At 36.3% G+C, this 24,681-nt stretch carries 20 protein-coding genes; 7 read left to right on the top strand and 13 right to left on the bottom strand.

Annotation, left to right across the window (positions count from 1 at the left end; all coding sequences use genetic code 11):
• From pstB to ACE1OF_RS11245, 4 genes are all read right to left on the bottom strand, one after another.
• Window positions 1-834, bottom strand: a complete 834-nt coding sequence (gene pstB, locus ACE1OF_RS11230; protein WP_448894536.1) for a phosphate ABC transporter ATP-binding protein PstB — start codon at window positions 832-834, stop codon at window positions 1-3.
• A 28-nt stretch (window positions 835-862) separates the two neighbouring features.
• The gene (gene pstA / locus ACE1OF_RS11235; protein WP_448894537.1) at window positions 863-2,230 is read right to left on the bottom strand and encodes a phosphate ABC transporter permease PstA; all 1,368 of its coding nucleotides are present in this window, start codon (window positions 2,228-2,230) and stop codon (window positions 863-865) included.
• Window positions 2,223-3,656 carry a phosphate ABC transporter permease subunit PstC gene (pstC, locus tag ACE1OF_RS11240; RefSeq protein ID WP_448894538.1) on the bottom strand — a complete coding sequence of 478 codons (1,434 nt, stop codon included), beginning with the start codon at window positions 3,654-3,656 and terminating at the stop codon, window positions 2,223-2,225. Before pstC ends, pstA begins: the two co-directional genes overlap by 8 nt.
• Before the next feature lie 87 nt (window positions 3,657-3,743).
• The gene (locus ACE1OF_RS11245; RefSeq protein ID WP_448894539.1) at window positions 3,744-4,754 is read right to left on the bottom strand and encodes a substrate-binding domain-containing protein; all 1,011 of its coding nucleotides are present in this window, start codon (window positions 4,752-4,754) and stop codon (window positions 3,744-3,746) included.
• 394 nt (window positions 4,755-5,148) lie between these two features.
• Between ACE1OF_RS11245 and ACE1OF_RS11250 the strand changes: the two genes are divergently transcribed.
• Window positions 5,149-6,249, top strand: coding sequence for a 3-deoxy-7-phosphoheptulonate synthase (locus ACE1OF_RS11250; RefSeq protein ID WP_448894540.1), 1,101 nt, complete (start codon window positions 5,149-5,151; stop codon window positions 6,247-6,249).
• 30 nt (window positions 6,250-6,279) lie between these two features.
• Window positions 6,280-7,413, top strand: a complete 1,134-nt coding sequence (gene tyrA / locus ACE1OF_RS11255; RefSeq protein ID WP_448894541.1) for a bifunctional chorismate mutase/prephenate dehydrogenase — start codon at window positions 6,280-6,282, stop codon at window positions 7,411-7,413.
• A gap of 88 nt (window positions 7,414-7,501) precedes the next feature.
• Here the strand turns inward: tyrA and ACE1OF_RS11260 are convergent, their stop codons facing one another.
• A complete protein-coding gene (locus ACE1OF_RS11260) occupies window positions 7,502-8,134 on the bottom strand; it encodes a hypothetical protein (RefSeq protein WP_448894542.1) in 633 nt (210 codons plus the stop codon).
• Between the two features lie 199 nt (window positions 8,135-8,333).
• On the opposite strand from ACE1OF_RS11260, the gene ACE1OF_RS11265 reads away from it, so the two are divergent.
• Complete coding sequence (locus ACE1OF_RS11265; protein ID WP_448894543.1) at window positions 8,334-9,023, top strand: MOSC domain-containing protein; 690 nt, start codon at window positions 8,334-8,336, stop codon at window positions 9,021-9,023.
• A 61-nt stretch (window positions 9,024-9,084) separates the two neighbouring features.
• On the opposite strand, the gene ACE1OF_RS11270 is transcribed toward ACE1OF_RS11265, so the two are convergent.
• A complete protein-coding gene (locus tag ACE1OF_RS11270; RefSeq protein WP_448894544.1) occupies window positions 9,085-9,720 on the bottom strand; it encodes a TetR/AcrR family transcriptional regulator in 636 nt (211 codons plus the stop codon).
• Between the two features lie 196 nt (window positions 9,721-9,916).
• On the opposite strand from ACE1OF_RS11270, the gene ACE1OF_RS11275 reads away from it, so the two are divergent.
• The 3 genes from ACE1OF_RS11275 to ACE1OF_RS11285 all read left to right on the top strand — a co-directional run bounded on the left by ACE1OF_RS11275 (window position 9,917) and on the right by ACE1OF_RS11285 (window position 17,347).
• On the top strand, window positions 9,917-12,298 hold the full coding sequence (locus ACE1OF_RS11275) for a TonB-dependent receptor (protein WP_448894545.1): 2,382 nt from the start codon (window positions 9,917-9,919) through the stop codon (window positions 12,296-12,298).
• An 85-nt stretch (window positions 12,299-12,383) separates the two neighbouring features.
• A complete protein-coding gene (locus ACE1OF_RS11280; protein WP_448894546.1) occupies window positions 12,384-14,069 on the top strand; it encodes an AMP-binding protein in 1,686 nt (561 codons plus the stop codon).
• Complete coding sequence (locus ACE1OF_RS11285) at window positions 14,066-17,347, top strand: carboxyl transferase domain-containing protein (RefSeq protein ID WP_448894547.1); 3,282 nt, start codon at window positions 14,066-14,068, stop codon at window positions 17,345-17,347. Before ACE1OF_RS11280 ends, ACE1OF_RS11285 begins: the two co-directional genes overlap by 4 nt.
• Window positions 17,348-17,531: 184 nt before the next feature.
• On the opposite strand, the gene ACE1OF_RS11290 is transcribed toward ACE1OF_RS11285, so the two are convergent.
• The 5 genes from ACE1OF_RS11290 to ACE1OF_RS11310 all read right to left on the bottom strand — a co-directional run bounded on the left by ACE1OF_RS11290 (window position 17,532) and on the right by ACE1OF_RS11310 (window position 22,259).
• The gene (locus tag ACE1OF_RS11290) at window positions 17,532-18,212 is read right to left on the bottom strand and encodes a phosphoglycolate phosphatase (protein WP_448894549.1); all 681 of its coding nucleotides are present in this window, start codon (window positions 18,210-18,212) and stop codon (window positions 17,532-17,534) included.
• Window positions 18,213-18,302: 90 nt separating this feature from the next.
• Window positions 18,303-19,487, bottom strand: coding sequence for a GGDEF domain-containing protein (locus tag ACE1OF_RS11295; RefSeq protein WP_448894551.1), 1,185 nt, complete (start codon window positions 19,485-19,487; stop codon window positions 18,303-18,305).
• A gap of 406 nt (window positions 19,488-19,893) precedes the next feature.
• Complete coding sequence (locus ACE1OF_RS11300; RefSeq protein WP_448894552.1) at window positions 19,894-20,403, bottom strand: hypothetical protein; 510 nt, start codon at window positions 20,401-20,403, stop codon at window positions 19,894-19,896.
• Entirely contained in the window at window positions 20,381-21,451 is a 1,071-nt protein-coding gene (locus tag ACE1OF_RS11305; protein ID WP_448894554.1) for a KTSC domain-containing protein, read from the bottom strand. The genes ACE1OF_RS11300 and ACE1OF_RS11305 overlap by 23 nt, the downstream gene beginning before the upstream one ends.
• A gap of 16 nt (window positions 21,452-21,467) precedes the next feature.
• Window positions 21,468-22,259 (bottom strand): hypothetical protein, encoded by a 792-nt coding sequence (locus tag ACE1OF_RS11310; protein ID WP_448894556.1) that lies wholly within the window; start codon window positions 22,257-22,259, stop codon window positions 21,468-21,470.
• Window positions 22,260-22,714: 455 nt separating this feature from the next.
• On the opposite strand from ACE1OF_RS11310, the gene rimO reads away from it, so the two are divergent.
• On the top strand, window positions 22,715-24,184 hold the full coding sequence (rimO, locus tag ACE1OF_RS11315) for a 30S ribosomal protein S12 methylthiotransferase RimO (RefSeq protein ID WP_448894557.1): 1,470 nt from the start codon (window positions 22,715-22,717) through the stop codon (window positions 24,182-24,184).
• Between the two features lie 93 nt (window positions 24,185-24,277).
• Here rimO and ACE1OF_RS11320 read toward each other — a convergent pair whose 3' ends face one another.
• Together ACE1OF_RS11320 and ACE1OF_RS11325 are read right to left on the bottom strand one after the other, a co-directional pair.
• Complete coding sequence (locus ACE1OF_RS11320) at window positions 24,278-24,475, bottom strand: hypothetical protein (RefSeq protein WP_448894558.1); 198 nt, start codon at window positions 24,473-24,475, stop codon at window positions 24,278-24,280.
• A gap of 93 nt (window positions 24,476-24,568) precedes the next feature.
• A partial coding sequence (locus ACE1OF_RS11325) for a transposase domain-containing protein (protein ID WP_448894560.1) occupies window positions 24,569-24,681 on the bottom strand: 113 nt, incomplete at its 5' end.

Below are 24,681 nucleotides of genomic sequence, written 5' to 3' on the forward strand. Positions count from 1 at the left end.
TTAACCGAAACGGCCAGTAATGTAGTTTTCGGTGAGTTTATGGCTTGGACGAGTGAAAATATCTTCTGTTTTCCCCATTTCAACTAATTTTCCCATATGAAAATACGCTGTGTGTTGTGAAACCCGAGCAGCTTGCTGCATTGAATGGGTGACAATAGCGATAGTGTATTTTTCTTTAAGTTCGTCAATTAATTCTTCAATAATTGCAGTGGCGATAGGGTCAAGTGCTGAGGCAGGTTCATCCATTAAGATGACTTCAGGGCTAACAGCTATGGTTCTAGCAATACATAAACGTTGTTGTTGCCCACCTGATAAGCCAGTGCCAGGATCTTTTAATCTGTCTTTAACTTCATTAAATAAGCCTGCTTTTTGTAAACTTGTTTCTACAATTTCATCAAGTTCAGATTTGTTATTAGTTAAGCCGTGAATACGGGCACCATAAGCTACATTGTCATAAATAGATTTAGGAAAAGGGTTCGGCTTTTGAAATACCATACCCACCCGAGCTCGTAGTAAAACAGGGTCTAAATCTTTAGCATATATGTCTTCCTCATCAAGCATTAATTTTCCAGTGACTCGACAAATATCTATAGTGTCGTTCATACGGTTTAAACAACGTAAAAAGGTTGACTTACCACAGCCAGAGGGGCCAATAAGTGCCGTTACTTGGTTTTGTGCTAAATCTAAACTAACGTTGTGAATTGCTTGTTTTTCACCATAAAAAACATCAGCATTACGAATCGACATTTTTGCTTCATCAGCATAAATGTTGCCTACAGTTTGTGTTAATTCATCATGCGCTAATTGGTCTTGTTTTGTATCTAAATTAATCATGTGTTTTTCTCAACGAATTCTTTTAAAATTATTTGCTTTCAAATTTAGAACGCAACACGGTAGCTGATATGTTGATCACTAATAATAGGGCTAAGAGCACCAAAATGGCTGCGGAGGTTTTTGCTAAAAAGGCACGTTCTGGACTGTCTGCCCATAAAAATATTTGTACAGGTAAAACGGTTGCTGAATCTACAATGCTTGTAGGAACGTCAACAATAAAAGCTACCATGCCAATCATCAATAAAGGTGCTGTTTCGCCTAATGCTTGAGCAATACCAATAATGGCACCTGTAATTATGCCTGGCATAGCTTGTGGTAATACATGCGAAAAAGTGACTTGCATTTTTGAAGCACCTAATCCTAATGCGGCTTCTCGTAATGAAGGAGGAACTGCTTTTATTGCCGCTCTACTGGCAATGATTATGGTTGGCAGTGTCATTAGTGTTAACACTATACCGCCAACTAGGGGAGCTGAGCGTGGCAGCTCAAATAAATTAATGATCACAGCTAAGCCTAGTAAACCAAATACAATAGAAGGTACTGCTGCTAGGTTATTAATATTAATTTCAATTAAATCAGTCCAACGATTATTGGGCGCAAATTCTTCTAAATACAATGCCCCAGCAACCCCTAAAGGAAATGAAAGTAACAGCGTGACTAACATGGTTAATAAGGTACCAACTAAAGCTCCTTTTATACCTGCAAGCTCTGGTTCTCTTGAGTCACTTGCGGTAAAGAAACTTAGGTTAAAACGGTTCTCTATGCGTTTTTCGGCATTTAGTTTTGCTAACCACCCAGCTTGTTGTTCTGAAAGGCGCAAACCAGCCTCACCATCGGAAAAGCCTTCTTTAAGATAACTGTCAACATCATCATCTAGCCTAACCCATATATTGGCTTGTTTATTGAGGAGAACGGGCGATTCAATTAATGCATCTTTAATAGTAAATTCAGCATTAGTTGAGAATAATTTAGTTAACTCTCTTTTTTCTGAACGACTCAGTTTTTTATCAGCAGTTGATGAAAACATTTGGTAAATAGAGTTTCTTAAAACTTTGCGAAAGTTTGCAGTTTTTAATTGCTCAGCCAATAGTGTTTCTGGTGATGTTTCTTCTATATTTAACCAGTCACTTTTATAATCTATATCTAGTTGTACCCAGTGTTGACCAAAAGCAGGTAGCGCTTTTATTGTGATATCACTGATTAATACTAGCACTAACATAAAGCCAAAAAGTACAGCTAATAGCCCTAGGTTTTTAAAGCGTTTTTCTTTTTTGTGGCGTTTTTTTAGGCTTAAAGCAACTATTTCAGTAGTAGATAACAGCTTGCTTGGTTTGCTGTTATTCATATCTAAATTATCTTTTGCGTTTTTTCTTGTTTGTTGAATGGCATTAGTCATATTGTTCTCTATATTTTCTAACCACTTTTAGGGCCAATATATTTAAGCCAAGTGTAGTAATGAATAGCATTAACCCAAGAGCAAATGCTGCCAATGTTTTAGGGCTGTCAAACTCTTGGTCGCCAGTCAGTAAGGTAACAATTTGTACAGTTACGGTTGTGACTGAGTCTAATGGGTTTGCGGTTAAGTTTGCGGCCATGCCTGCAGCCATAACCACAATCATGGTTTCACCTATTGCACGTGAAATTGCTAATAAAATAGCACCAACAATGCCTGGTAGGGCAGCAGGAAGTAATACATTAATGACGGTTTCACTGCGAGTAGAACCCATACCTAAAGACGCTTCTTTAAGTGAGTTAGGTACAGCACTGATTGCATCTTCTGACAAGGATGAAACAAACGGGATTATCATCGTACCCATGACTAATCCTGCTGCTAAAGCACTTTCAGAGGCAACACTTAAGCCAAAACTTTCACCCAGATTTCTGATAACTGGCGCTACGGTTAATGCGGCAAAAAAGCCATAAACAACCGTAGGTATTCCTGCTAATACCTCTAACATTGGTTTAGCGAATCTGCGTAATCTAGCATCTGCATATTGTGATAAATAGATTGCGATCATTAGACCTACAGGTACCGCAAGTAGCATCGCTATAAAAGTAATAAGCATGGTACCAGCAAACAGTGGTACGGCTCCAAAGCTGCCTGACCCACCTACTTGATCAACACGCATTGCGGTTTGTGGGCTCCATTGCGTACCAAACATGAATTCAGCAGGAGATACACTTTTGAAAAAGTGAATTGACTCAAATAAGACAGAAACAATAATGCCTACTGTGGTTAATATGGCAATAGCAGATGAAGAAACCAGTAATCCCCAAATGATCGCTTCAGCTTTTTGTCGGGCTTTAAAGGTTGGGCTGAATTTTCGAACAAGAATGATAACGCTAACAACAGCGATAATAAGCACTAAAGCTGTTTTCAACCATGATGCTTGTTGATTCAAGGTTTGCAAAGTTAGCGCACCTTGATATTGCGTTATTAATGATGCATTGCTTGTTTGTTCTAACGTCTGTGATGATATGTTTTGCAATAATGTTTGCGATGTTTCTGTTGAAGCAATTGAGCGAATATTGTTTAAGTATAGCCCCAAGTCAATTGATGATAGTTGCTGTATTTTTATTGGTAAAGTATTAGTGAGTAATTGTTCAATAACAAGCTGTTCGGTACTATTAAAAATTAGCAACGTTATTAGCGCAGGTAAACCGCATACCATAGCCGTTAATAAACCAAATTGCTCTGGCAAGCTAATAAGTGATTTTTTATATTCTGCTCCGCCAGCAACCTTAAGAGAGCGCTTTATGCCAAACCAGTAACTAAATAAAGTTAGGCAAAGTAGAACAATAAAAAGTAAAGATGAATTCATATAATAAGGCCAGTTTTTCAAAAAATAACAATCAAGTAAGGCGAGATATTGCTTCTCGCCTTATTGTATACGTTAGGTAATTTGAGATTACTTGTTTAATACAAGTGGAGTAAGCGATAGAACATTTTTACGTATGTTTGATAACTTATCTTCGCCTAATGGAATAAGACCTTTATCAGTTAAATAACCTTCTTCTCCCATTGCTGCTTCGCTTGTATATTCAGTTAAGAATTCTAAAATACCTGGTACTTTGCCTACGTGAGCGTTTTTCACATAAAAATATAAAGGACGTGATACTGCGTACGAACCATCAGCAATTGTTTCAAATGAAGGCGCTTGACCATCAATAACTGAGCCTTGTAATGTATCGCTGTTTTGGTCTAAAAAGCTAAAACCAAATACACCAAACGCTTTAGGGTTAGCTGAGAGTTTTTGTACAATTAAATTATCATTTTCACCAGCTTCAATGTAAGTATGATCTTCACGAACGCTGTGACAAATTTCTTTGTATTTAGCTTTATTTTGTTTTTTAATTGCTTTAATCCAATCAAATGATTTACAACCACCTTCTAACACTAATTCTGCAAATGCATCACGAGTACCAGAGGTTGGTGGTGGACCTAATACTTCAATTTTAGTTGCGGGCAGTGTAGGGTTTATATCACTCCATAATTTGTATGGGTTAGTTATTAACCTAGGGCTTCCGTCTTTTGCTGGTACCTCTTTAGCTAATGCTAAAAACAATTCTTTACGTGAAATATTCATTTGGCTGGTTGTATTTGAGTTGGCAAGAACAATACCGTCATAACCAATCAGTACTTCTGTGATACTTTTTACTCCATTTTTCACACACATATCAAATTCACTTTTTTTCATGCGACGTGAAGCATTGGATAAGTCAGGGGTATTTATAGCGTTGCTAGCACAAAATAATTTCATACCACCGCCCGTACCTGTTGATTCAATTTTAGGCGTTTTAAAGTCTGTGCTCTTACCAAAACGTTCAGCAACAACTGTTGAAAATGGGTAAACTGTTGAGGAACCAACGGCGCTGATTGTGTCACGGCTATTACCTTGAGCATTTACAACGTTAGTCATTAAAACTGCTGTGCTTAATGATAGGGTAATTATTGATGTTGTTATCTTTCTCTTCATCATCTTTTTCATAATATTTCTCTTGTTAAATTTTAACGTAATAAAAGCTATTTCATTAATCTGAGCACAGTGTAGAAATTTTATATTACAGTTACATGACTGAATTGTTACAGTTATGTGAAAGCGGGCAGAGGGGATATTTTTAAAAAATACGCTGTACTCTATTAAAATATTGTGTAAAAATAACCTTACAAATAGCGTAATCAATTCTTTACAATTTTATGTTTTTATTTTATCAAGCTGTAAGCTTCTAAAGTCACACTTGTTAATTTTTTAATATTTTAGTAAATCTTGTTTTAGCCTACGCACTTTTAATGACTCAATAATAGGAAAAAACATGGCAACAATAATGGCCGAAAATCAAGCACATAAAAGTACTCTAAATGATATTCATGTTAATGAAGAGCATGTATTAATAACGCCTGAGCAACTTAGAATAGAATTACCTTTAAAAGATCCAGGCAGAGCCTTTGTGAAATCTGCACGTCAAATTATCGCAAATATCATCCACAAAAAAGATCCTCGTTTACTTATTATAAGCGGCCCGTGTTCAGTACATGACATTGAAGCAGCAAAAGAATATGCTCGCGAATTGAAAAAGCTACATGACCAATATAAAGATTCTTTATATATAGTAATGCGTGTCTATTTTGAAAAACCACGCACTACCGTTGGTTGGAAAGGATTAATTAATGATCCTCATATGGATGGTTCATTTGATGTAGAAACAGGGCTTAGAAAAGCGCGTGAATTGTTAATTTACTTAACAGAGTTAGGTTTACCACTCGCCACTGAAGCACTTGACCCTATTAGTCCACAATACATAGCCGAGTTGTTTAGTTGGGCTGCTATTGGGGCTCGTACTACTGAGTCTCAAACGCACAGAGAAATGGCTAGCGGTTTGTCTATGCCAATAGGGTTTAAAAATGGTACGAATGGTAGTTTAGATGTTGCCATCAATGCTTTACAGTCTGCTGCATCATCACATCGTTTTATGGGGATAAATCGTCAAGGACAAGTATCGCTGATCAAAACTTCAGGGAATCCAGACGGTCATGTTATTTTACGTGGAGGCAAGAAACCCAATTATGACAGTGTTAATATCAATGAGTGTGAAGAAGTATTAGCTAAACATAGTTTAGAGCCAGGTATTGTTGTTGACTGTAGCCATGGCAATTCTAATAAAGATTATCGTCGTCAACCGTTAGTGGCGACGAATGTTTTCAATCAAATAGTTGAAGGTAATAAGTCAATTATTGGTATTATGTTAGAAAGTAATATAAAAGCAGGAAATCAGAGTAGTGATCTCGCCATTGCCGATATGGAATATGGCGTGTCGGTTACTGATGCTTGTATTGATTTAAACAGCACTAAAACGCTATTATCTCAAGCGAATGAGATGCTTAATAACGTATTAACAAAACGCATTGTAAAATAGCAACTTGTAATACTTGTTGAAAGAGAAACTATGAGTAAATTTGACGACAATCTTAAAGTCTTGCGTGATGAGATTGATGACATTGATAGCCAATTGGTTGAGTTATTAGTTAAGCGATTGGCTATTACTTCGAAAGTTGGCGAGCTAAAAAGTGCTGAAGGTATGCCTATTTTTGCGCCAGAACGAGAAGCAGCGTTAATAAGCAATCGTCGAGCGCAAGCAGAGCAAGCGGGTTTAAGTGGCGATTTAATTGAAGATATCTTGCGTAGATTAATGCGAGACTCATACGTAAGCCAAGATGCTAGTGGTTATCAGTGTATTAACCCGGCTTGCAAAAAAGTGGTTGTTGTTGGTGGTAAAGGGCAGTTGGGTAGTATTTTTGTTGATTTATTTCAACGCTCTAGTTACCAAGTGGCTATTATTGAACAGGATGATTGGCAAACAAGCGAAGCAATATTAGCTGATGCTAGTTTGGTTATTGTTGCGGTGCCAATTAGGTTAACTTCATTGGTTATTCATCGTCTAAATCACTTACCTGCGGACTGTATTTTAGCTGACTTTACTAGCATAAAAGAGTCACCATTGTTTGAAATGCTGAAGGTACATCAAGGGCCCGTAGTAGGATTACACCCCATGTTTGGGCCTGATGTTACAGGGCTTATTAAACAAACCATTATTGTGTGTGATGGGCGAGAAAAAGGACAGTACCAATGGTTATTGAAACAATTTCAGGTGTGGGGCGCTAAAATTTATCAAGTGTCAGCACAAGCACATGATCAAGCCATGTCAATGGTACAAGTAATGCGTCATTTTTCAACCATTGCCTATGGTTATCATTTGATGGCAGAAGGTTCAGATATTGAAAATTTACTTAATATGAGCTCTCCCATTTACCGTTTAGAGTTGATTATGGTCGGACGTTTATTTGCACAAGATCCTATTTTATATTCAGATATTATTTTTTCTAATCCCGACAACATTACAATGATGAAGCGTTTTGCCTACCGATTTTTAGAGTTATTGGAAGACGTTGAATCAGGTGACAAAGCGGAATTTGTGGGAATGTTTAAACAGGTATCGGATTGGTTTGGTGACTATGCTGATGACTTTTTGGCAGAAAGTAAAACGATGTTATTAAAAGCCAATGAATTGAAGAAAAGTTAGTTTTAAAACTGATATTAAACACTTGCACTACATTGAATTGAAGTTAACGGTTTTAAATCGTTAACTTCTGCTAAATTCTCATTAAGCACTAAAAGCGATATGCAAAACCTATAGAAATTTGGCTATCAAGCCAAACAGCACGTTCAAATTGCGCTACACAGTTGTCATCTTGGCAAAATAAAGTATCGTCATCGTCAGTTAATGTGGCATAAGCACGTAACTCAGTAACAAACACTAAGTTATTAGAGTATTCATAACGAGTTCCAACAGCAAAGGTCAGCGATGGATAAAGAGCGCTATCAAAATCACTGTTAAAATAGGTAGTACCAATACCTAAACCTACGGTGGTTATATATTTGCGTTCTTTAAAGAGAGATACACCGCTAAAGTGTGTGTAAACTGTATCAAAAGAATGAGTTGACTGATCAATTGTGTCGGTGAAATCTCGAGAAATATAATTAATTAATATTTGTCCTTGACCCGCAGGTGAATCTTGCCAAGCAAAAGCTAGCGCGAAGTTAGGTTCGTCCGTACTTGCCAATTTAATGGTATAATCGTCATTCATAAGGTCTGGACTAAACGTTTTGCCAATTAGCGTGGTTACTTCTAATTCTGCCGCTTGAAGGTTTGTTGAGAAAAAAAACAGTAGAAACAGCGTGCACAATGTTTTCTTTATACCAGTCAACAAGGTTGAGCGTGAATAAAACTCCAATAGTGGCATAATTGAATCTTCCTTAGTTTATTAGTATGGTATTTTTTTGTTTATAGTCATAAGCTTACTCTGCTTTAAGTAAATTACAAGTGATAAAAAGGAAGTCATCAGCAATTTAATAAATTATTCTTGAGTTCAGCATAGGCTAATGGTATTAGACAAGATATTGCTTTATAAGCCAAAATATTCGGTGAAAAAAGAGGGCAAAATGCTTAAAAATAATTTTATTAACGGTGTCTATCGCGGCAAGGTTGAGAGTGCGTATGGACTTGAAACAGCAATAAATAAATTACGAGTTAAAGAGAATTTGTATCTCTTTTTTGAAGGATTAGAGGGCGACCAATGTGCTGATATACGTCATCATGGCGGGTTAGAACGTGCATTACATCAGTACCCATTAGAGCATTATGCTTACTGGCAAAAAAAGTACGGTGTTGATGATAAATGGAAGGCACCAGGGATGGGTGAAAATTTAAGTACAGAGGGGATGACTGAAGAGTCTGTTTGTGTTGGTGATCGCTATCAATGGGGTGAAGCTATCATTGAAGTTAGCCAACCGCGCTCACCTTGTTTTAAACTAAATGAACGCTGGGGTATTAAAAATTTATCTGTAACGATGCAAGAAATAAGTCGTTGTGGTTGGTTATATCGAGTTATTCAACCTGGTACAGTGAGTGAAAGCGAACCCTTGCAACTGATTGAACAAGTACCTAATGCGATAACATTACGTGAAGTGTGCGACATTTTTTTTAGTGATCCGCTTAATATAGAGGGACTGAAAAAATTAAAAATGCAAAATAAGTTATCGCAAAGTTGGATGTTTAAAGTGATTCAACGCCTAGAAACGAACCAAGTTGAAAATTGGCATTTCAGGTTACATGGAAAAGCTGAAGAATAAGGTTAATTTATGCAACAACTTTCCAGAGATGCGAGGCCAAATTGTATAGACCTAGAGTAAGTTATTGCACATTAAAGCCTTCAAGTAATATTTTCATTACAAGGTGAAATTGTTTTTTTAATTCTTCACCATTGGCTTCTTCATCAGGTTGAATTAACCACTTTCTAATAACATCAAAACGTAAGGTATCATACATATCGCATATTAATTTGGCTGAGATATCATTACGTATCAAACCTGATTCTTGAGCGATTTCTACCCTATATAATCGCGCTGCTCTAAAAGGGGAAAAAACATCATATACTTTAGTTTCATTTTTAGATTTAGTTAGATAAATACCACTAAGAATATTAGTGTGTGTTAAAACCATTTTAAAAATGCGTCTGTGAGTGACAATCCAGTCTAATAGTTCGTCTATATTAGGAGGAATAAGTATATTTTTATATTTCACCTTATTATTTGAATCGTTTGACCAAACATTGCTATTAGCAAACCAGTCTAAAGTCCATTCTTCTAGCATTTTGTTTTTGCTAGTAAAATAATTAAAAAATGTTTTTTTACTTATTTTGGCTTCAGAAACAATATCTTCTACTGAAACCTCGTCAAAATCCCTTTCACTAAACATTCTCTCAGCAATAGTTAAGAGTAATGACCTTGTTTGTTGTTTTTTGTATTCCCGTAATCCCACATTATTCATATTTATTACCAAATCTATTGCAAGCCAATATTTTAATTTAGCCCTGTGTAAAAGGCAAACTAATAACCTTGTCGCCTTGGTGTAAAAATACTCTTGACATAATTTTACACCAAGTGTAATTTGTTGCTGTTATTTAATCTTAAATAATTACAAAAAATAGCAAATAAAAATAAATATTTTAGGGGAGACAATAGATATGAGATTAGAAAAAAGTATTTTAACACCTTTAGCTTTATCTATTTCAGTAGCATTAAGCCTTAATACAGTTGCTTATGCTGAAGAAAATGAACAAGTTTTACAAAAGAGTAAACAGGAAATAGAGGTTATAGAGGTAACGTCCCAAAAACGAACACAAAGTATTCAATCTGTGGCGGCTTCTATTTCAGCAATATCAGGCGACAGTATAACGAAAGGGAATATGACTAATATCGTTGATATGTCTGACATGATTCCAAATGTTCAAATTGCAGGTCAAGGCGGTTTACCTAATATTTATATACGAGGTATTGGTTCAGGCGTTAATTATTCTTTTGAACAGTCTATTGCACAATTTAAAGATGATATTTATCAAGGAAGAGCGGTTTTAGCTCGTGCACCTGTTTTTGATATAGAGCGTATCGAGGTAATGAAAGGTACGCAAAGTATTATGTTTGGAAAAAATGCAACTGCTGGCGCTATTAATACCACAACTAAAAGTGCTACTTCAGGAACAGAAGGATTTATTAGCCTTGGTATTGGTTCATTAAATGAAAAAAAACTCGAAGGTGCTTTTAATACCGACATTAGTGATAACTGGTCTGCCCGAGTCTCTATTTTAGACCAAAGTACTGATGGTTTTATGATAAATGATTATGATGGTAATGATATTGGAGGCATTGATAAATCAGGTATTCGTTTAGCTTTGAATGGAAATATTACCGATAATTTATCACTTGATTTTAAAGTTGAGCATAATGAATCTTCCGTTGACGATAGTATAAAGCAATATGAAGTTGACGAAGAACAATTGCAAAAAGCATTAGATGCGGGTTATCCAGGAGGATTAGTTAATACACTACAGTTTAGTGGCCCTATTGATGCACACTCGTATTATTCAGACCCAACAGGCCAACAAAAACCTTGGGCAGATGAATTGAAGTCTGATACTGCGGTATTGAGATTAGATTATCAATTAGGTGAAAATACCGTTACCAGTATTACTTCATATACTGACTATATATGGGAATACTCTTATGAACCAACTTATTCAGAGCAAACATGGTTAGCGTTAAAAAGAGATGAAGACTTTAATCAAATAACCCAAGAATTTCGTATTGTGTCTCCTGTAGGTGAGTTTTTTGATTACATAGCTGGCGTCTATTTTAATAAAAACACTTTAACCCTTAATCAAAGTGTTGATGTGTATGATTTTATTTCTGTACCTATTCCACAAGCTGGTTTTGGTTTGCTTTCTGATTTCACTCAAGATACTTCAAGTTATGCTGCTTTTTTCTCATTAGGTTTTCAGTTTAGTGATAAATTTAAAGCAACCGTAGGGCTAAGGTATGACTCAGAAACTAAGGAAGTTGATACAACGCAAAAAACTTATACGGAAGATTTTGGTTATCCTGAATCAGTAGGTTTAGGAATTGCCGATTCTGTCGTTGCCAGTTTAGGGGCGGGAAATTTAGACTTAACTGATAAACGTCGTAAAAGTAATGTATCGCCAGGCATTAATTTAACTTATCAAGCTAGCGATGACTTAATGGCTTACGCCTCTTGGAAAATTGGTTATAAAGGCGGTGGATTTGATGGAAGTTTAGCAAATGGCTCTGGAATTTTAGGCACTGTTGATGAAAATGGAATGCCTTACAATTATGCCAATCCAGCAACAGAGCCTAATGATTCATTTGAATTTAAAGAAGAAAAAGCAACTGCTTATGAGTTAGGTTTTAAATCAACAATATTAGATGGTATTGGACGATTTAACATGGCGTATTACCACACCATTTATAAAGATCAGCAAGTATCCACATGGAATGGTAATGCTTATATAGTGAACAATGCCTCGGAAGCTGAAATTCAGGGTATTGAAATTGAGTCTATTTTCATCTTAACAGACTCGCTTACCTTAGTTGCTAATGGTGCTTGGTCAGATTTTGAATTTTCTGACTATAAAAAGGGGCCAGCCACTGTATGGCAGCAAAAAATTGATGGCGTATTAACGCAAGATTTAACAGGAAGAACAGGACTTTTCGCTCCTGATTATACGGCATTTATTAGCTTAAATCATGAATACTATATTAGTGATAATTGGTTATTAGAATCAAACATTAATTTGAGTTATTCAAGCGAACTGTATACATCGTCTGATTTAGATGAAAGATCTAAACAAGACGCTTACTCAAAAGCTAACTTACGTTTCAGTTTACTCGATGTTAATAATGACAATTGGTCATTTAGTTTGTTAATCAAAAATTTAACAGAAGAAACGATCATGAGAACATCTCAAGACATGCCAGCAACAGCATTTGCATATTGGGCTTCTATTGATAACCCAGAAAGAAGCTACTCCTTAACGGCAACCTACCAGTTTTAATGTTACCAAAACGAAAGTGTGAATTGGCTGCAGTAATTCACACTTTCTCCTAATCAAATTAATAAAAAATAACAGGAATACCTTCATGAACGAAGCCTTATACTTGGAAAAGCTAAATATGCTTTGGAATAAAGCTTGGCCTTTAAATATCCCACGTTTACCAAAATATCCTAAAGGAAAAAAGCCTTTAAGTGATTACTTGAAACAGTGGGCAGAAGAACAACCTGATAAGTTAGCGCTCTGTTTTTATGGGAATGATATTACCTATAGTGAACTCGATATGTTGAGCACTCGCTTTGCCAATGTATTAATATCTTTGGGTGTAAAACCAGGTGATCGAATAGCCGTTTATATGCCAAATTGTCCCCAATTACACATTGCATTTTATGGTATTTTAAAGTCTGGTGCTGTTTATGCGCCTGTAAGTCCTTTATCAAAGGGTATGGAACTTCAGTTTCAACTTAATGATTGTGATACAAACATTGTCATTTGTTTTGATCAGCTTTTACCGATTTTATTACCCGTCAAGGAGCTACTTGGTATTGAGCATGTCATTATGACAAGCATCAGTGAGTTATTACCAGAATCACCAACAATTCCGTTACCAGAACTATTTCAGCTTGCCAAAATAGAAAATGATGAATGTCTTGATTTTTATACTACTGTGCATGCTGCCTCATCAAAAACTATTAGTCATCAACCTAAATTAGATGATATGGCAGCGTTAAATTATACAGGGGGTACAACGGGTTTACCCAAAGGCTGTATTCATACCCACGGAGATATGCTTTATACCTGCGCAAGTTATGTTCCTGTTTCTTTAGGAACTAATCCAGATATGATCAGTTTGAATTTTTTACCTGAATTTTGGATTGCTGGTGAAAACTCAGGTTTGTTATTTCCTGTTTTCAATGGAACAACAATGGTTTTGCTTGCTCGGTGGGACGTTGATGTTTTTTTACATGCTATTCAGCATTACCGTGTTACTCAATGTGGTTTATTAGTTGATAGTGTTGATGAAATTCTAGAATATCCACAGCTTTATGATTTTGACATTAGTTCTTTAACAGCGACAGGCTGTATTTCATTTACAAAAAAGCTGACTGCTGACTATCGAACACGTTGGCAAGCGCTAACGGGTTGTATATTGCATGAGTTTAGTTACGGAATGACAGAAACTAATACCTGTGACACTTTTACTTTAGGGTTTCAAAGCAATAATTTTGATTTGTCATTTTCACCTACATTTGTTGGTTTACCCGTTCCGGGCACTGAATTTAAAGTATGTGATTTTGAATCAGGCGAATTAGTTCCTTTAGGAAGTGAGGGAGAATTATGTATTAGATCTCCTTCTTTATTTAAAGGTTATTGGGGAAATGAACAAAGCACAACGTTAAATAACAATTGGTTTCATACAGGCGATATTGGCCTAATTACGGACGCTGGATTCATACGATATTTGGGGCGACGTAAGGAAATGCTAAAAGTAAATGGTATGAGTGTGTTTCCCTCAGAACTAGAAGCAATGCTTGGCCAACACCCTAATATACTCGGTAGCGCAGTATTAGGAAAAGAGGATACAAAGCGAGGCCAAAGGGTGATTGCTTTTGTGTTACTCAAGCCCAATAGTGCAGAAACAGAACCCTGTTTAAAAAAATGGTGTGAAGAAAGAATGGCTATATATAAAGTGCCAGACATTATATTTGTAAAAGAACTACCGATGACTGCCACAGGAAAAGTAAAAAAACAGGATTTGGAGAAATTATTGTGAGTAAAACCTTTAAACGTATTTTAATTGCCAACCGAGGTGAAATAGCAATACGCATTACCCATACCCTGTCAGCAATGGGGATAGAATCGGTTGCCGTTTATGCTGAAGATGATAAAAAATCTTTACATACGACTAAAGCTGATGTGGCCGTTCCATTAAAGGGGAAAGGGGTAAAAGCATATTTAGATATTGAGCAATTAATTAGCCTTGCCATTAATAACCAATGTGATGCTATTCATCCTGGTTATGGTTTTTTGTCTGAAAACGTTGATTTTTCACGTCAATGTGAAAATAAATGTATTACTTTTATTGGTGCTAATCCTCATGTTTTATCATTATTAGGTGATAAGGCTCAGGCACGAGAACTGTCAATATCTTGTAAAGTCCCCTTAGTGCAAGGGCTTAATAATAGTCTTACTTTAGATGAAGTTATTGATTTTTTTGAGCATAAAAATAACAGTAAACCCATCATGATTAAAGCGCTTGCTGGCGGCGGCGGTAGAGGAATTAAACCTGTAAATAGAATTGAAGACATAGAACAAGCGTATAATCAATGTCAAAAAGAAGCGTTAGCAGCATTTGGCTGTGGTGATTTATATGTTGAACAACTTGTACAACAGGCGCGTCATATTGAAATACAAGTTATTGGTGATGGTACGGGAGCTGTTAACCATTTATGGGAACGAGAGTGTACGCTGCAACGAAATCATCAAAAATTAATGGAGGTAGCACCCAGCCCTTCATTAGATGAAAACACTCGAAAAAACATTATTGAAGCGGCATTAAGGTTAGCGTCAACAGTAAAATATCAAGGATTAGGAACTTTTGAATTTTTACTGGATGCTACAAATCATAATAACTTTTATTTTATGGAAGCTAATCCTCGTATACAAGTTGAGCATACCGTAACAGAAGAAATTACTGGCTTAGATTTAGTTCAAATACAAATACAACTTGCCGAAGGAAATACGTTAGCAGAGTTAAATTTAGAGAATGAGCCAGTAAAATTTGGCTATGCTATGCAAGTTAGGATAAATACAGAATTAATGGATCCTGATGGCAGCGTTAGCCCCGCAACGGGTGTATTGACCGAATATCAAACCTCTGCTGGGTTAGGTGTTCGCGTAGACGGTTACGGCTACCAAAATTATCAGGTCACTCCTGTGTATGACTCACTTATTGCGAAATTAATAGTGAAAGGTAGTGACTATATCACTACTGTAAACAAGGTTTATAGGGCGTTATGTGAATTTATAATTGAAGGTGTAAACACTAATAAATCAATACTGTTAAATTTATTACAACTAACCCAAGTAAAAGAAAATAATATCACGACAAATTTTGTTGAGCAGCATTTAACCGCGTTGTTTGCTAAGCAATCACATCCTGAATTATGTTTTAGTCATTATGATAATGGTTTGTCCACTCAACAGGATATTAACATTCCTAATGGTTGCGAAGGGGTGATGTCTCCAAGTGTAGGCGTTTTGGTTGAGTTATGTGTTAAAGAGGGAGATACAGTTTTTAAAGGACAAACGCTCGCTCATCTTGAAGCCATGAAAATGGAATTTCCAGTAAAAGCTACACATAGTGGCACGATAATGCATATAACCGTGACGATCGATTCACCAATAAATAGCGCAGAATTAATGTTTATCATTGCACCATCTGACGTTGATACAGGTGAAGTTCAAATAGAAAATGAATTAGATTTAGATAGTATACGAGATGACTTGTTAGAAGTTTTACAGCGCCATGAACAGTTATATGATGATGCAAGACCTAAAGCCGTTCAAAAGCGTCATGAAAAAGGAATGCGTACAGCACGCGAGAATATTAATCATTTACTTGATGAAGACAGCTTTAATGAATATGGCGCAATGCTTATCGCTGCCCAACGTAAACGTTTTTCTGTAGATGAATTAAGAAAAATGAGCCCTGCTGATGGTTTAGTTGCTGGTACGGGTACTGTAAATAATGCCATTTTTGATGATGACTCATCTCGTTGTATTGCCATGTCGTATGATTACACTGTATTTGCTGGTACACAAGGGATTATGAACCACAAAAAAATGGACAGAATGCTTGAGCTAGCTCAGCAATGGCGCTTACCCGTAATTTTATTTGCAGAAGGGGGCGGAGGTAGACCGTCAGATACTGATTTTAATGGTATTGCAGGGCTAGATTGCCATACTTTTGTTGCAATGGCAGCATTGTCAGGCTTAGTGCCAACGCTAGGTATTATCGCAGGACGATGTTTTGCTGGGAATGCCGCATTGCTTGGTGTTTGCGATGTGGTGATTGCTACAAAATCAGCATCTATTGGAATGGCTGGCCCTGCTATGATTGAAGGAGGGGGTTTAGGAACATTTACAGCAGAAGAAGTTGGCCCAGTTTCAGTACAATCACCCAATGGCGTTATTGATATATTGGTTGAAAATGAACAAGAAGCTGTTGATACAGCTAAAAAATATTTATCATATTTTCAAGGAACACTATCTGACTGGCAAAGTGATGACCAACGTAAATTAAGGCATTATATTCCTGAAAATCGCATGCGTATTTATAACATTAGAGACGTTATTAGCACTATTGCAGATATTGATTCTGTACTTGAAATACGTCAAGATTTTGCGCCTGGGATTATCACGTCATTTATCAGAATTGAAGGAAAACCTTTTGGACTTATCGCAAATAACCCAAGTTATTTAGGTGGAGCTATTGATGCGGTATCTGGTGATAAAATGTCTCGCTTTATGCGGTTATGCAACGCATTTGATATACCAATGATATCTCTTTGCGACACACCTGGTTTTATGGTTGGGCCAGAGGCTGAAAAACAAGCAACAGTGCGTCATATCGCTCGAATTTTTGCCGCTGCTGGCAGTTTAACCGTACCATTTTTTACTATTGTACTGCGTAAGGGGTACGGGCTAGGTGCCCAAGCAATGGCCGCTGGCAGTATGCATTCTCCAGTATTTACAGCGTCGTGGCCTACGGGTGAATTTGGCGCGATGGGGGTTGAAGGCTCTATTAGTTTGGCTTTTTCTAAACAGCTTGCGGCAATAGACGATATTAACGAACGTGAGAAAATGTTTAAATCTTTAGTTGATAAAGCTTATGAAAATGGTAAAGCATTGAATATGGCAAGTTACATGGAGATTGACGCAGTAATTGACCCTTTAGACACAAGAAAATGGATATTAAGAGGGTTAAAAGCAACACCACAACCCAATAAAAAAGCAGGGACAAAACGTTCGTTTATTGATACTTGGTAACTTGTATTATATAACTCGCACGCGAATCTCTGCTAATAAACCCGATAAGGTTGTTTGGTGTTAACAACCTTATCAATGAATTGCAGGGTCTAAAAAAGGGAGGGGTGACAGAGTGAAATAGAAAGAGTCATATCATTCTTACATGTCACCAGCTCCGTTATATTTTGATGCTATTAACGTCTATTTAGCGATGTATTGCGGAGATAAATTCAGAAAACGTATCAAAACACCATTGCGGGTTGTATTGTGCAATATCTTCGCCGTAGTTATAACCGTAAGTTAAACCAACACTGTCTATATTCGCTGCTTTTGCCGCTAATATATCATTCTTAGAATCACCAATCATTAAGCATTGCACAGCCAACACATCAAGTTGTTTTAAAGCTAAAAAAAGGGGGGCAGGATCAGGTTTTTTTTCTGGTAAGGTATCACCACCAATTAATATTTCAAACATATCACTAATACCTAAACCTGATAATATTGGTTGAATAAAATCTTCAGGTTTGTTGGTAATTATCGCTAAACGAAAGCTCTCATTTTTTAACGTAATTAACCCCTCTTTAACACCCTTGTATAAAACAGAATTAACACACAAACATTGTTGGTAATGGGTTAAAAAAGTAGCTAAAGCACCTTGAACTATTTTTGTATCTAGCGCTTTATCGATTGTGGCAGAGCCTGATAATGCGCGTTCTATTAATGTTTTAGCGCCATTACCTACCCAATGACGAATAGTTTCTTCATCAAATTCTGCTTTATTTAAATATTTTAATGTTCTATTTACAGCCAGTGCAAGATCTGGCGCACTGTCTACCAAAGTGCCGTCAAGGTCGAAAAGTAATACCTGTTTTTGTTTTATATTCATAAAGATCTTAATTAGTATTATTAATTTAGTTGAATTTATAGGATTGTATCACTCAAGTATTACAATAATCTAAATGGAAAAGTAAGTGTGCTACTGACTGACATTATTTCGACCTTTCTTTTTAGCGCGATAAAGTGCTAAATCAGCGTTTTTTAATGCTTGCTCAAAACTTTGTTTAGGCGCTCTTTGTGCGACACCAATTGATACGGCAACATTTACCGTTTTGTTATTATTCTTTTTGGCGTTCCTGCCTGTCTTATCTGTTCGTTGGGCACTACGTATTACCATGCTGTAATTGGCAATGCTTTGGCGCAGTTTGTCTAAAACAGGAATGGCTTGTTCAGCTGTTTTTCTTGGAAAAACGATGGTGAATTCTTCACCGCCATAGCGATAAATCTTACCTCCGCCACGTACTTCAGCCATTCTTGCAGCAACAAGTTTTAGCACCTCATCACCAATATCATGACCATAGGTGTCGTTAAATTTTTTAAAATGGTCAATATCAAGCATCGCCACTGTGTATTTGCGCCCAAGTGATAAGGCGAGTTGATTTAGTGCACGACGAGTAGGCAATCCTGTTAAATCATCTCGGTAAGCTAAATAGTACGAATCAGTACTAACGGCGAGTAAATAAAGTGCAGACATCACTACGGCAATAAGTGACCAAGGCAAAGTTATTATACTTAGCTGATTTAAACACCAAACAATAAACGTAACTAGTAGCGCTGTAAGTGTTAAATCGTGACTACTTATGCTACGCCACATTAATAAAATACCTATCAATCCAAGTGGTATAATAATAGGAATGTAAGGTAAAACAGATGTCCATAAGGCAGTTTTCGGCACTAAACTGTCTAAATTTTGGTTCAATTGCAGCCAAAAAAATGTTATCACCCCACAAAAAATAATAAAGGTAAGCCGACTGACAGTATGAACAGATAAAAGCGCTCGATCTTTTATTAAAGCCAATAACATCAATAAACTGGCGCCGCACAATACCAGCCACTGCGCATTCATCATTAAAGGTTTAGTGTTGATAGATGGGGAACTTGTTGCCACCAAAAACAGCAGCCAAAAGCCACATAAAATAGCAATTCTACTGCGATTAAATTGGGTTGCAAATATAGCCGTTACAATCAGTAATGGATAAACCAAGTAGTTGACTAACGTTAATTTACTTTGCCACTGCATTTGAAAGTGAATTAATAATGAGAATAAGCCTGTAACTGCAATTAAACATAACAATGTAGACTTCATCCCTTTTAACTTAACCAACTGAAACTCCAAATAATTATACTTAAATAAAGTTACCATTGTATGGATATAATTATTCCTTTTCTACTTTTAGATTAAATAAAAATAATACTTTATAATGGTATAAATAAATATTTACAGCACATTATGGGGCAATAAATATGTAGGTAACGCACCAATATACCTACTGTTATTGAAAAAAAGAGTCACTCAGCCGAAAGCTAAACAACCACATTAGACATTTCTTCTAAAATGATTGAAGAGCTGTATTTTCAATCATATTTCCCCTCAAAGTAATTCTTTTTTTTACCAATTTATTAATATTACAAACAAGTCATATTGTTAATCTATGTATTATTACTAGTTGTCGAAAAAAGTGTTTTGGGGTTTCTGAAAAAGCTTTATAAGTTTTCTAATGCAGCGGAAACTATCTAATGCAATCTAATGTATCTAATGGGATTTTTGGCAAGCCAATAGTTGACTCAAGTAGGAACTTTCCTTCGTAGGTTGTAATAACAAAATATAAATTATCCTTTAGGCCTACTTGTGCTTTTAACCAGCTACTTTTATTAAGTGCAATGTAACCTATAAAGTTGATTGGTGTATTTGTTAGGATAGGACTGCTCCACTCATCCGGAACTCCTTGTAATATATAACCATTTAAGTTGTGTTTTGCTAGTTTGTCTTTTTCTGACTTTGACATCTGTTCACCGATGAAAAAGTAGTATGCCAAAGTGCTATGTTTTTCATTTTTGGGAATATTAAGCAGCTCATCAGCATTAAAAGTTACAGGAGTAAAGCAATTTTCATAAATTGTTAATTCTGATGAACTACTTGAACAAGCAGAACAAACCAAAGCGAAAAATAATATTGTAAGGAGTTTAATTAAACTCCTTACAAAGACGCAGAATATTTTACTCAATTTGACTTGTTGCATAATTATTTCTGATATTTGAATTGAAGTAACCGCCTTGAGAGCTAGCATTTATAAAACCTGTAAATATGTTTGGAGTAACACCTGAGTAACGATAAATACTACCGTCGTGAAACTCAATATCTAATAATGAGCTTATACTGGAATAACCAAAAGCTGATAATGCTGAGGAGTTTGCTGACCACTGTTCGATCATCGGATATGGTGTCAGGCTGTAAGCAACCTTTTTCATCTGGTTAGATATTTCAAGTGCTTGCTCTTGTGGAATTAAATATGAATCTTCCAGAGAATGGCCTGTTTCGTCGATTGGGTTTTCTGGTCCGTTAAAGTTTGATGGGGCTGCACCGAATAGTTCTCGAACTAGCTGCATTATCACGTCATGCTCATTTGTAACGTGTCCGATTAAATCTGGATATAAGGTAGATAGCGTACCACCTGGAATGTCTACTGGTGTGGCAATTTGCATAGTGCCTAACATTGGGTAGTCACTTAACGCATAGCCGTTTGGAAAGTTGTAACTAGAATATAAATCGTTGAGAATGGCATTACCGTAAAAATTTCCTTGAGAATGTGAGATTAACACGACTCTACTACATGAATCTAAGATATTTTCTAGCTTGGCTATTGCTAGTTGACTATCCTCTTCACTGATAGTTGATTGGTATTCGATGCTTATATCTTGAAGAAACTCTGCAATAGCCTCTTTAGCTCTTTCTGAGCTTGAACTTTCGTTATTGAGAAACTTAATTATTTCATCAGCAGCATCATCATCTTCCCATTTTTGTCTGGCCACCTCAAAAATTTGTGATAATTTATTTTCGTCCTTATTATGCTGACCTTGTATATTTGGATTGAATCCCTCACTTTCTAAATACGCAACTAAGAAGTTTTTCAATGCATTTTTATTCGACGTATAATCGCTATAATCAGTAAACATTCCGTTGATGTAAAATGATTCAATGTTGTCAACATTTGCTCCACACTCTGCAAATGCATTTGAAGTAGCTAAAACGGTAAGTAATGCTAAAGAAATTTTTTTAATTTCGTTCATTATTCTATCCTTAGAATTAAAGTGATGCGCAAGGTTGCTCTAAAGAGCTTTCTAGCTTTTCTTCATCAACCAAACTAGCTAATTTATTTTGCACGGAAAAATTTGTTTCAATCCTATCTATCGTGTTGAAGTAATCACTTTTTTTCCATGCTATTGCTGATGAACTATATTTGTTGATTTGTCGTTTGCATAACTCTACGAGAGTTAGGGCTAATAGTGTATTTGTTGCCTCTTCTTGAGTTGCTGAATTAATAACACCTTTCATAGAAAGGACTGTTTGATAGCTTTTACCAGCCTTTAGCGCTAATTCCTTTATGTCTATTGATTTATCGCTCATAACTATTTTTATTTCATAGTCATCTCTTATGCCATTTTCGTTTTGGTCTACTCCTTCAATAGTATTGTGATCAGGATGTTCAGGATCAAAACTAGGTAAGTCAAAGCCCATAGCTGGGTGAGAAAATTCTACCCATTTATAATTAACGTATGATGAGTTTATCGCTATTGGCCAGAGTGATTTAGCAAAATATGTTTTTTCGTTATAGCTTACAGATTGACCTAATAGGTATACTTTTTTTGACTTCCATTCCCTAATGTCATTAAGCTTTACCTTTGCCCAAGTTATACTTTCTTCTTCAGGTTGTTTGCCAATAACTTTGTGTCTCGCTACCCATAAGTTGTTTGAATACCTAACATAACTCCCCCGAGCGTACTTCTTATTATTATCATATGACTCGAAGCTATTGAAATTATTTGCTATTGTAAGACAAGGCAATAATATAACTAGCAGAAATAGTATCTTTTTCATTGTAAGTTCCTTTTACTTTTTAATTTATTTCAAACGCCAAAATATGTGGTTAAATTTAACCCTTATCTATAGCGCCTAAAGGTCTAATAGATTGTGCATTCTAGAATTAGAGGAAGGATCAATAAAATTTACTTGGGATGAGCGTGATTTAGGCATAATTGACTCCATTCAAAATAATATACTTAAGCCTAGCTCATCTTGCTTTAGAATCAAGTATTCGACTTTTAGCAATGTTGAGGTATTAAAGTAGGGGGCTTATTTGATTTTTTAATCACAAGAAATAGCCTTTTAATTAATCCTTTATTTTTCTATGATAGTAACACAATAAAAAATTATTAGAGTATTTCCCATACTGAATTAAATAAAACATTCCTGTATAATCTCGCACATTAAACAACAGCCTTAGCAAACACATCAAGTAAGCTATAAAAGCAGTTAAAGCAGCAGAGCACTATATGACCGTAGAACAATTCGACCCGAAAACCACAATAAAGAGTAGCAACTCGGCGGAAAGCCAAACAACCACGTTAGATATTCCATCTAAAATGATTGAAGCGCAACATAACGAAGTTGTTAGTGCTACTAACGAAAAAGCTCTTGTTTCGGGAGCCGCTGCAAAGGTAGGCTTCGTGAGTCTGGGCTGTCCTAAGAATTTAGTGGATAGCGAGCGCATTCTAACTCAACTTCGTACCGAAGGTTATGATGTAACCAATAGCTATGATGATGCTGAATTGGTGATTGTTAATACCTGTGGCTTTATTGATTCAGCGGTTCAAGAGTCTTTAGATACTATCGGTGAAGCGTTAGCGGCTAATGGTAAAGTGTTGGTTACGGGTTGTTTAGGTGTTAAAAAAGATGAAATAGTTGAATTACACCCGAACGTACTTGGGGTTACTGGTCCACATGCCTACGATGAAGTATTAACGCAAGTTCATCAACATGTTGCTAAACCTGTTCATAATCCGTTTATTGATTTAGTACCTGCACAGGGCGTTAAATTAACACCTAAGCATTATGCTTATTTAAAAATATCAGAAGGCTGTAATCACCGTTGTACTTTTTGCATTATTCCATCAATGCGTGGTGATTTAGACTCGCGCCCTGTAGGTGATGTGTTAGGTGAAGCAAAACGTTTGGTTGATTCAGGCGTTAAAGAATTATTGGTTATCTCTCAAGATACTTCTGCATACGGTGTTGATGTAAAACATAAAACAGATTTTTGGGATGGTATGCCCGTTAAAACTCACATGCAGCAGTTATGTGAACAATTAGCCAAGCAGGGCGTTTGGATTCGTTTACATTATGTATACCCATACCCGCATGTCGATAAAATTATACCATTGATGGCAGAAGGAAAAATTCTGCCGTATTTAGACATTCCTTTTCAGCACGCCAATAAACGTATTTTAAAATTAATGAAACGCCCGGGTAGTTCAGACCGTGTATTAGAGCGTATTGCAAAATGGCGAGAGATTTGTCCTGAATTAGTGATTCGTTCAACCTTTATTGTTGGTTTTCCGGGTGAAACAGAAGAAGAGTTTCAAGAGTTGTTAGACTTTTTAGAAGAAGCACAATTAGATCGCGTTGGTTGTTTCAAATATTCACCCGTTGAAGGCGCTACGGCGAATGCGTTACCTGATCATGTTTCAGAAGACGTGATGGAAGAGCGATTACAGCGCTTTATGGAAGTACAAGCGAGAATTAGCAGCGAAAAATTACAAGCACGTATTGGCCAAGAATATCTTATTCTTGTTGATGAAGTGAATGACCTTGGTATAGTCGGGCGCTCATATATGGATGCACCAGAAGTTGATGGTAAAGTGTATTTGTCTGACGATTATGATGCCAAGCCTGGCGATCAACTTTGGGTGCAAATTATTCATGCTGACGAACATGATGTTTGGGGCGTAAGGGTAGAAGACTAAACTTGATTTAAGTCTAATTGTTTTTAAGTAATGATGAAAAGCCAACTTAATGTCAGTTGGTTTTTTTGATTTAGACATTGTTTATTTCTTATTTTACGAAATTGTGGGGTAATCCTTAGTCGTATTAGCCTTTTCGCCTAGCAACATACTACCATCGTCTAAAAAGCTTAAAATAATCTGCTTACCTTGGCGGTTATCATCAAATAAGTAACTGTATTTTTCAGCAATTCTTTCTCTATCTGCTTGAGTTCTTGCTATCGACATTTCATCACGAAAAGGCTGTCCTTCCATAATTCCAGCATAATGACTTGCTAAAGCTGCGCTTGTTCGTAGTGCATTTTCAACTTTTGGGTTTTCTGAAAAAGCCTGTTTTAGCGTAAGCTGCTAACCAACCGCCTTGTTGATATTCCAAGGCAGTAATGCCTCTACATCTTCAAGTGTTTTTGCTTGGGGTAATAACGTGAATACTGTTTTTAAATAAGTTGACGGCTCTAGGC

This window comes from Colwellia sp. E150_009, assembly GCF_053543955.1.

What these genes read in the sequence shown, in the direction of transcription:
- pstB (WP_448894536.1), bottom strand. Translation starts at nt 834, where the DNA reads ATGATTAATTTAGATACAAAACAAGACCAATTAGCGCATGATGAATTA.
- pstA (WP_448894537.1), bottom strand. Translation starts at nt 2,230, where the DNA reads ATGACTAATGCCATTCAACAAACAAGAAAAAACGCAAAAGATAATTTA.
- pstC (WP_448894538.1), bottom strand. Translation starts at nt 3,656, where the DNA reads ATGAATTCATCTTTACTTTTTATTGTTCTACTTTGCCTAACTTTATTT.
- ACE1OF_RS11245 (WP_448894539.1), bottom strand. Translation starts at nt 4,754, where the DNA reads ATGACTAACGTTGTAAATGCTCAAGGTAATAGCCGTGACACAATCAGC.
- ACE1OF_RS11250 (WP_448894540.1), top strand. Translation starts at nt 5,149, where the DNA reads ATGGCAACAATAATGGCCGAAAATCAAGCACATAAAAGTACTCTAAAT.
- tyrA (WP_448894541.1), top strand. Translation starts at nt 6,280, where the DNA reads ATGAGTAAATTTGACGACAATCTTAAAGTCTTGCGTGATGAGATTGAT.
- ACE1OF_RS11260 (WP_448894542.1), bottom strand. Translation starts at nt 8,134, where the DNA reads ATGCCACTATTGGAGTTTTATTCACGCTCAACCTTGTTGACTGGTATA.
- ACE1OF_RS11265 (WP_448894543.1), top strand. Translation starts at nt 8,334, where the DNA reads ATGCTTAAAAATAATTTTATTAACGGTGTCTATCGCGGCAAGGTTGAG.
- ACE1OF_RS11270 (WP_448894544.1), bottom strand. Translation starts at nt 9,720, where the DNA reads ATGAATAATGTGGGATTACGGGAATACAAAAAACAACAAACAAGGTCA.
- ACE1OF_RS11275 (WP_448894545.1), top strand. Translation starts at nt 9,917, where the DNA reads ATGAGATTAGAAAAAAGTATTTTAACACCTTTAGCTTTATCTATTTCA.
- ACE1OF_RS11280 (WP_448894546.1), top strand. Translation starts at nt 12,384, where the DNA reads ATGAACGAAGCCTTATACTTGGAAAAGCTAAATATGCTTTGGAATAAA.
- ACE1OF_RS11290 (WP_448894549.1), bottom strand. Translation starts at nt 18,212, where the DNA reads ATGAATATAAAACAAAAACAGGTATTACTTTTCGACCTTGACGGCACT.
- ACE1OF_RS11300 (WP_448894552.1), bottom strand. Translation starts at nt 20,403, where the DNA reads ATGCAACAAGTCAAATTGAGTAAAATATTCTGCGTCTTTGTAAGGAGT.
- ACE1OF_RS11305 (WP_448894554.1), bottom strand. Translation starts at nt 21,451, where the DNA reads ATGAACGAAATTAAAAAAATTTCTTTAGCATTACTTACCGTTTTAGCT.
- ACE1OF_RS11310 (WP_448894556.1), bottom strand. Translation starts at nt 22,259, where the DNA reads ATGAAAAAGATACTATTTCTGCTAGTTATATTATTGCCTTGTCTTACA.
- rimO (WP_448894557.1), top strand. Translation starts at nt 22,715, where the DNA reads ATGACCGTAGAACAATTCGACCCGAAAACCACAATAAAGAGTAGCAAC.
- ACE1OF_RS11320 (WP_448894558.1), bottom strand. Translation starts at nt 24,475, where the DNA reads ATGGAAGGACAGCCTTTTCGTGATGAAATGTCGATAGCAAGAACTCAA.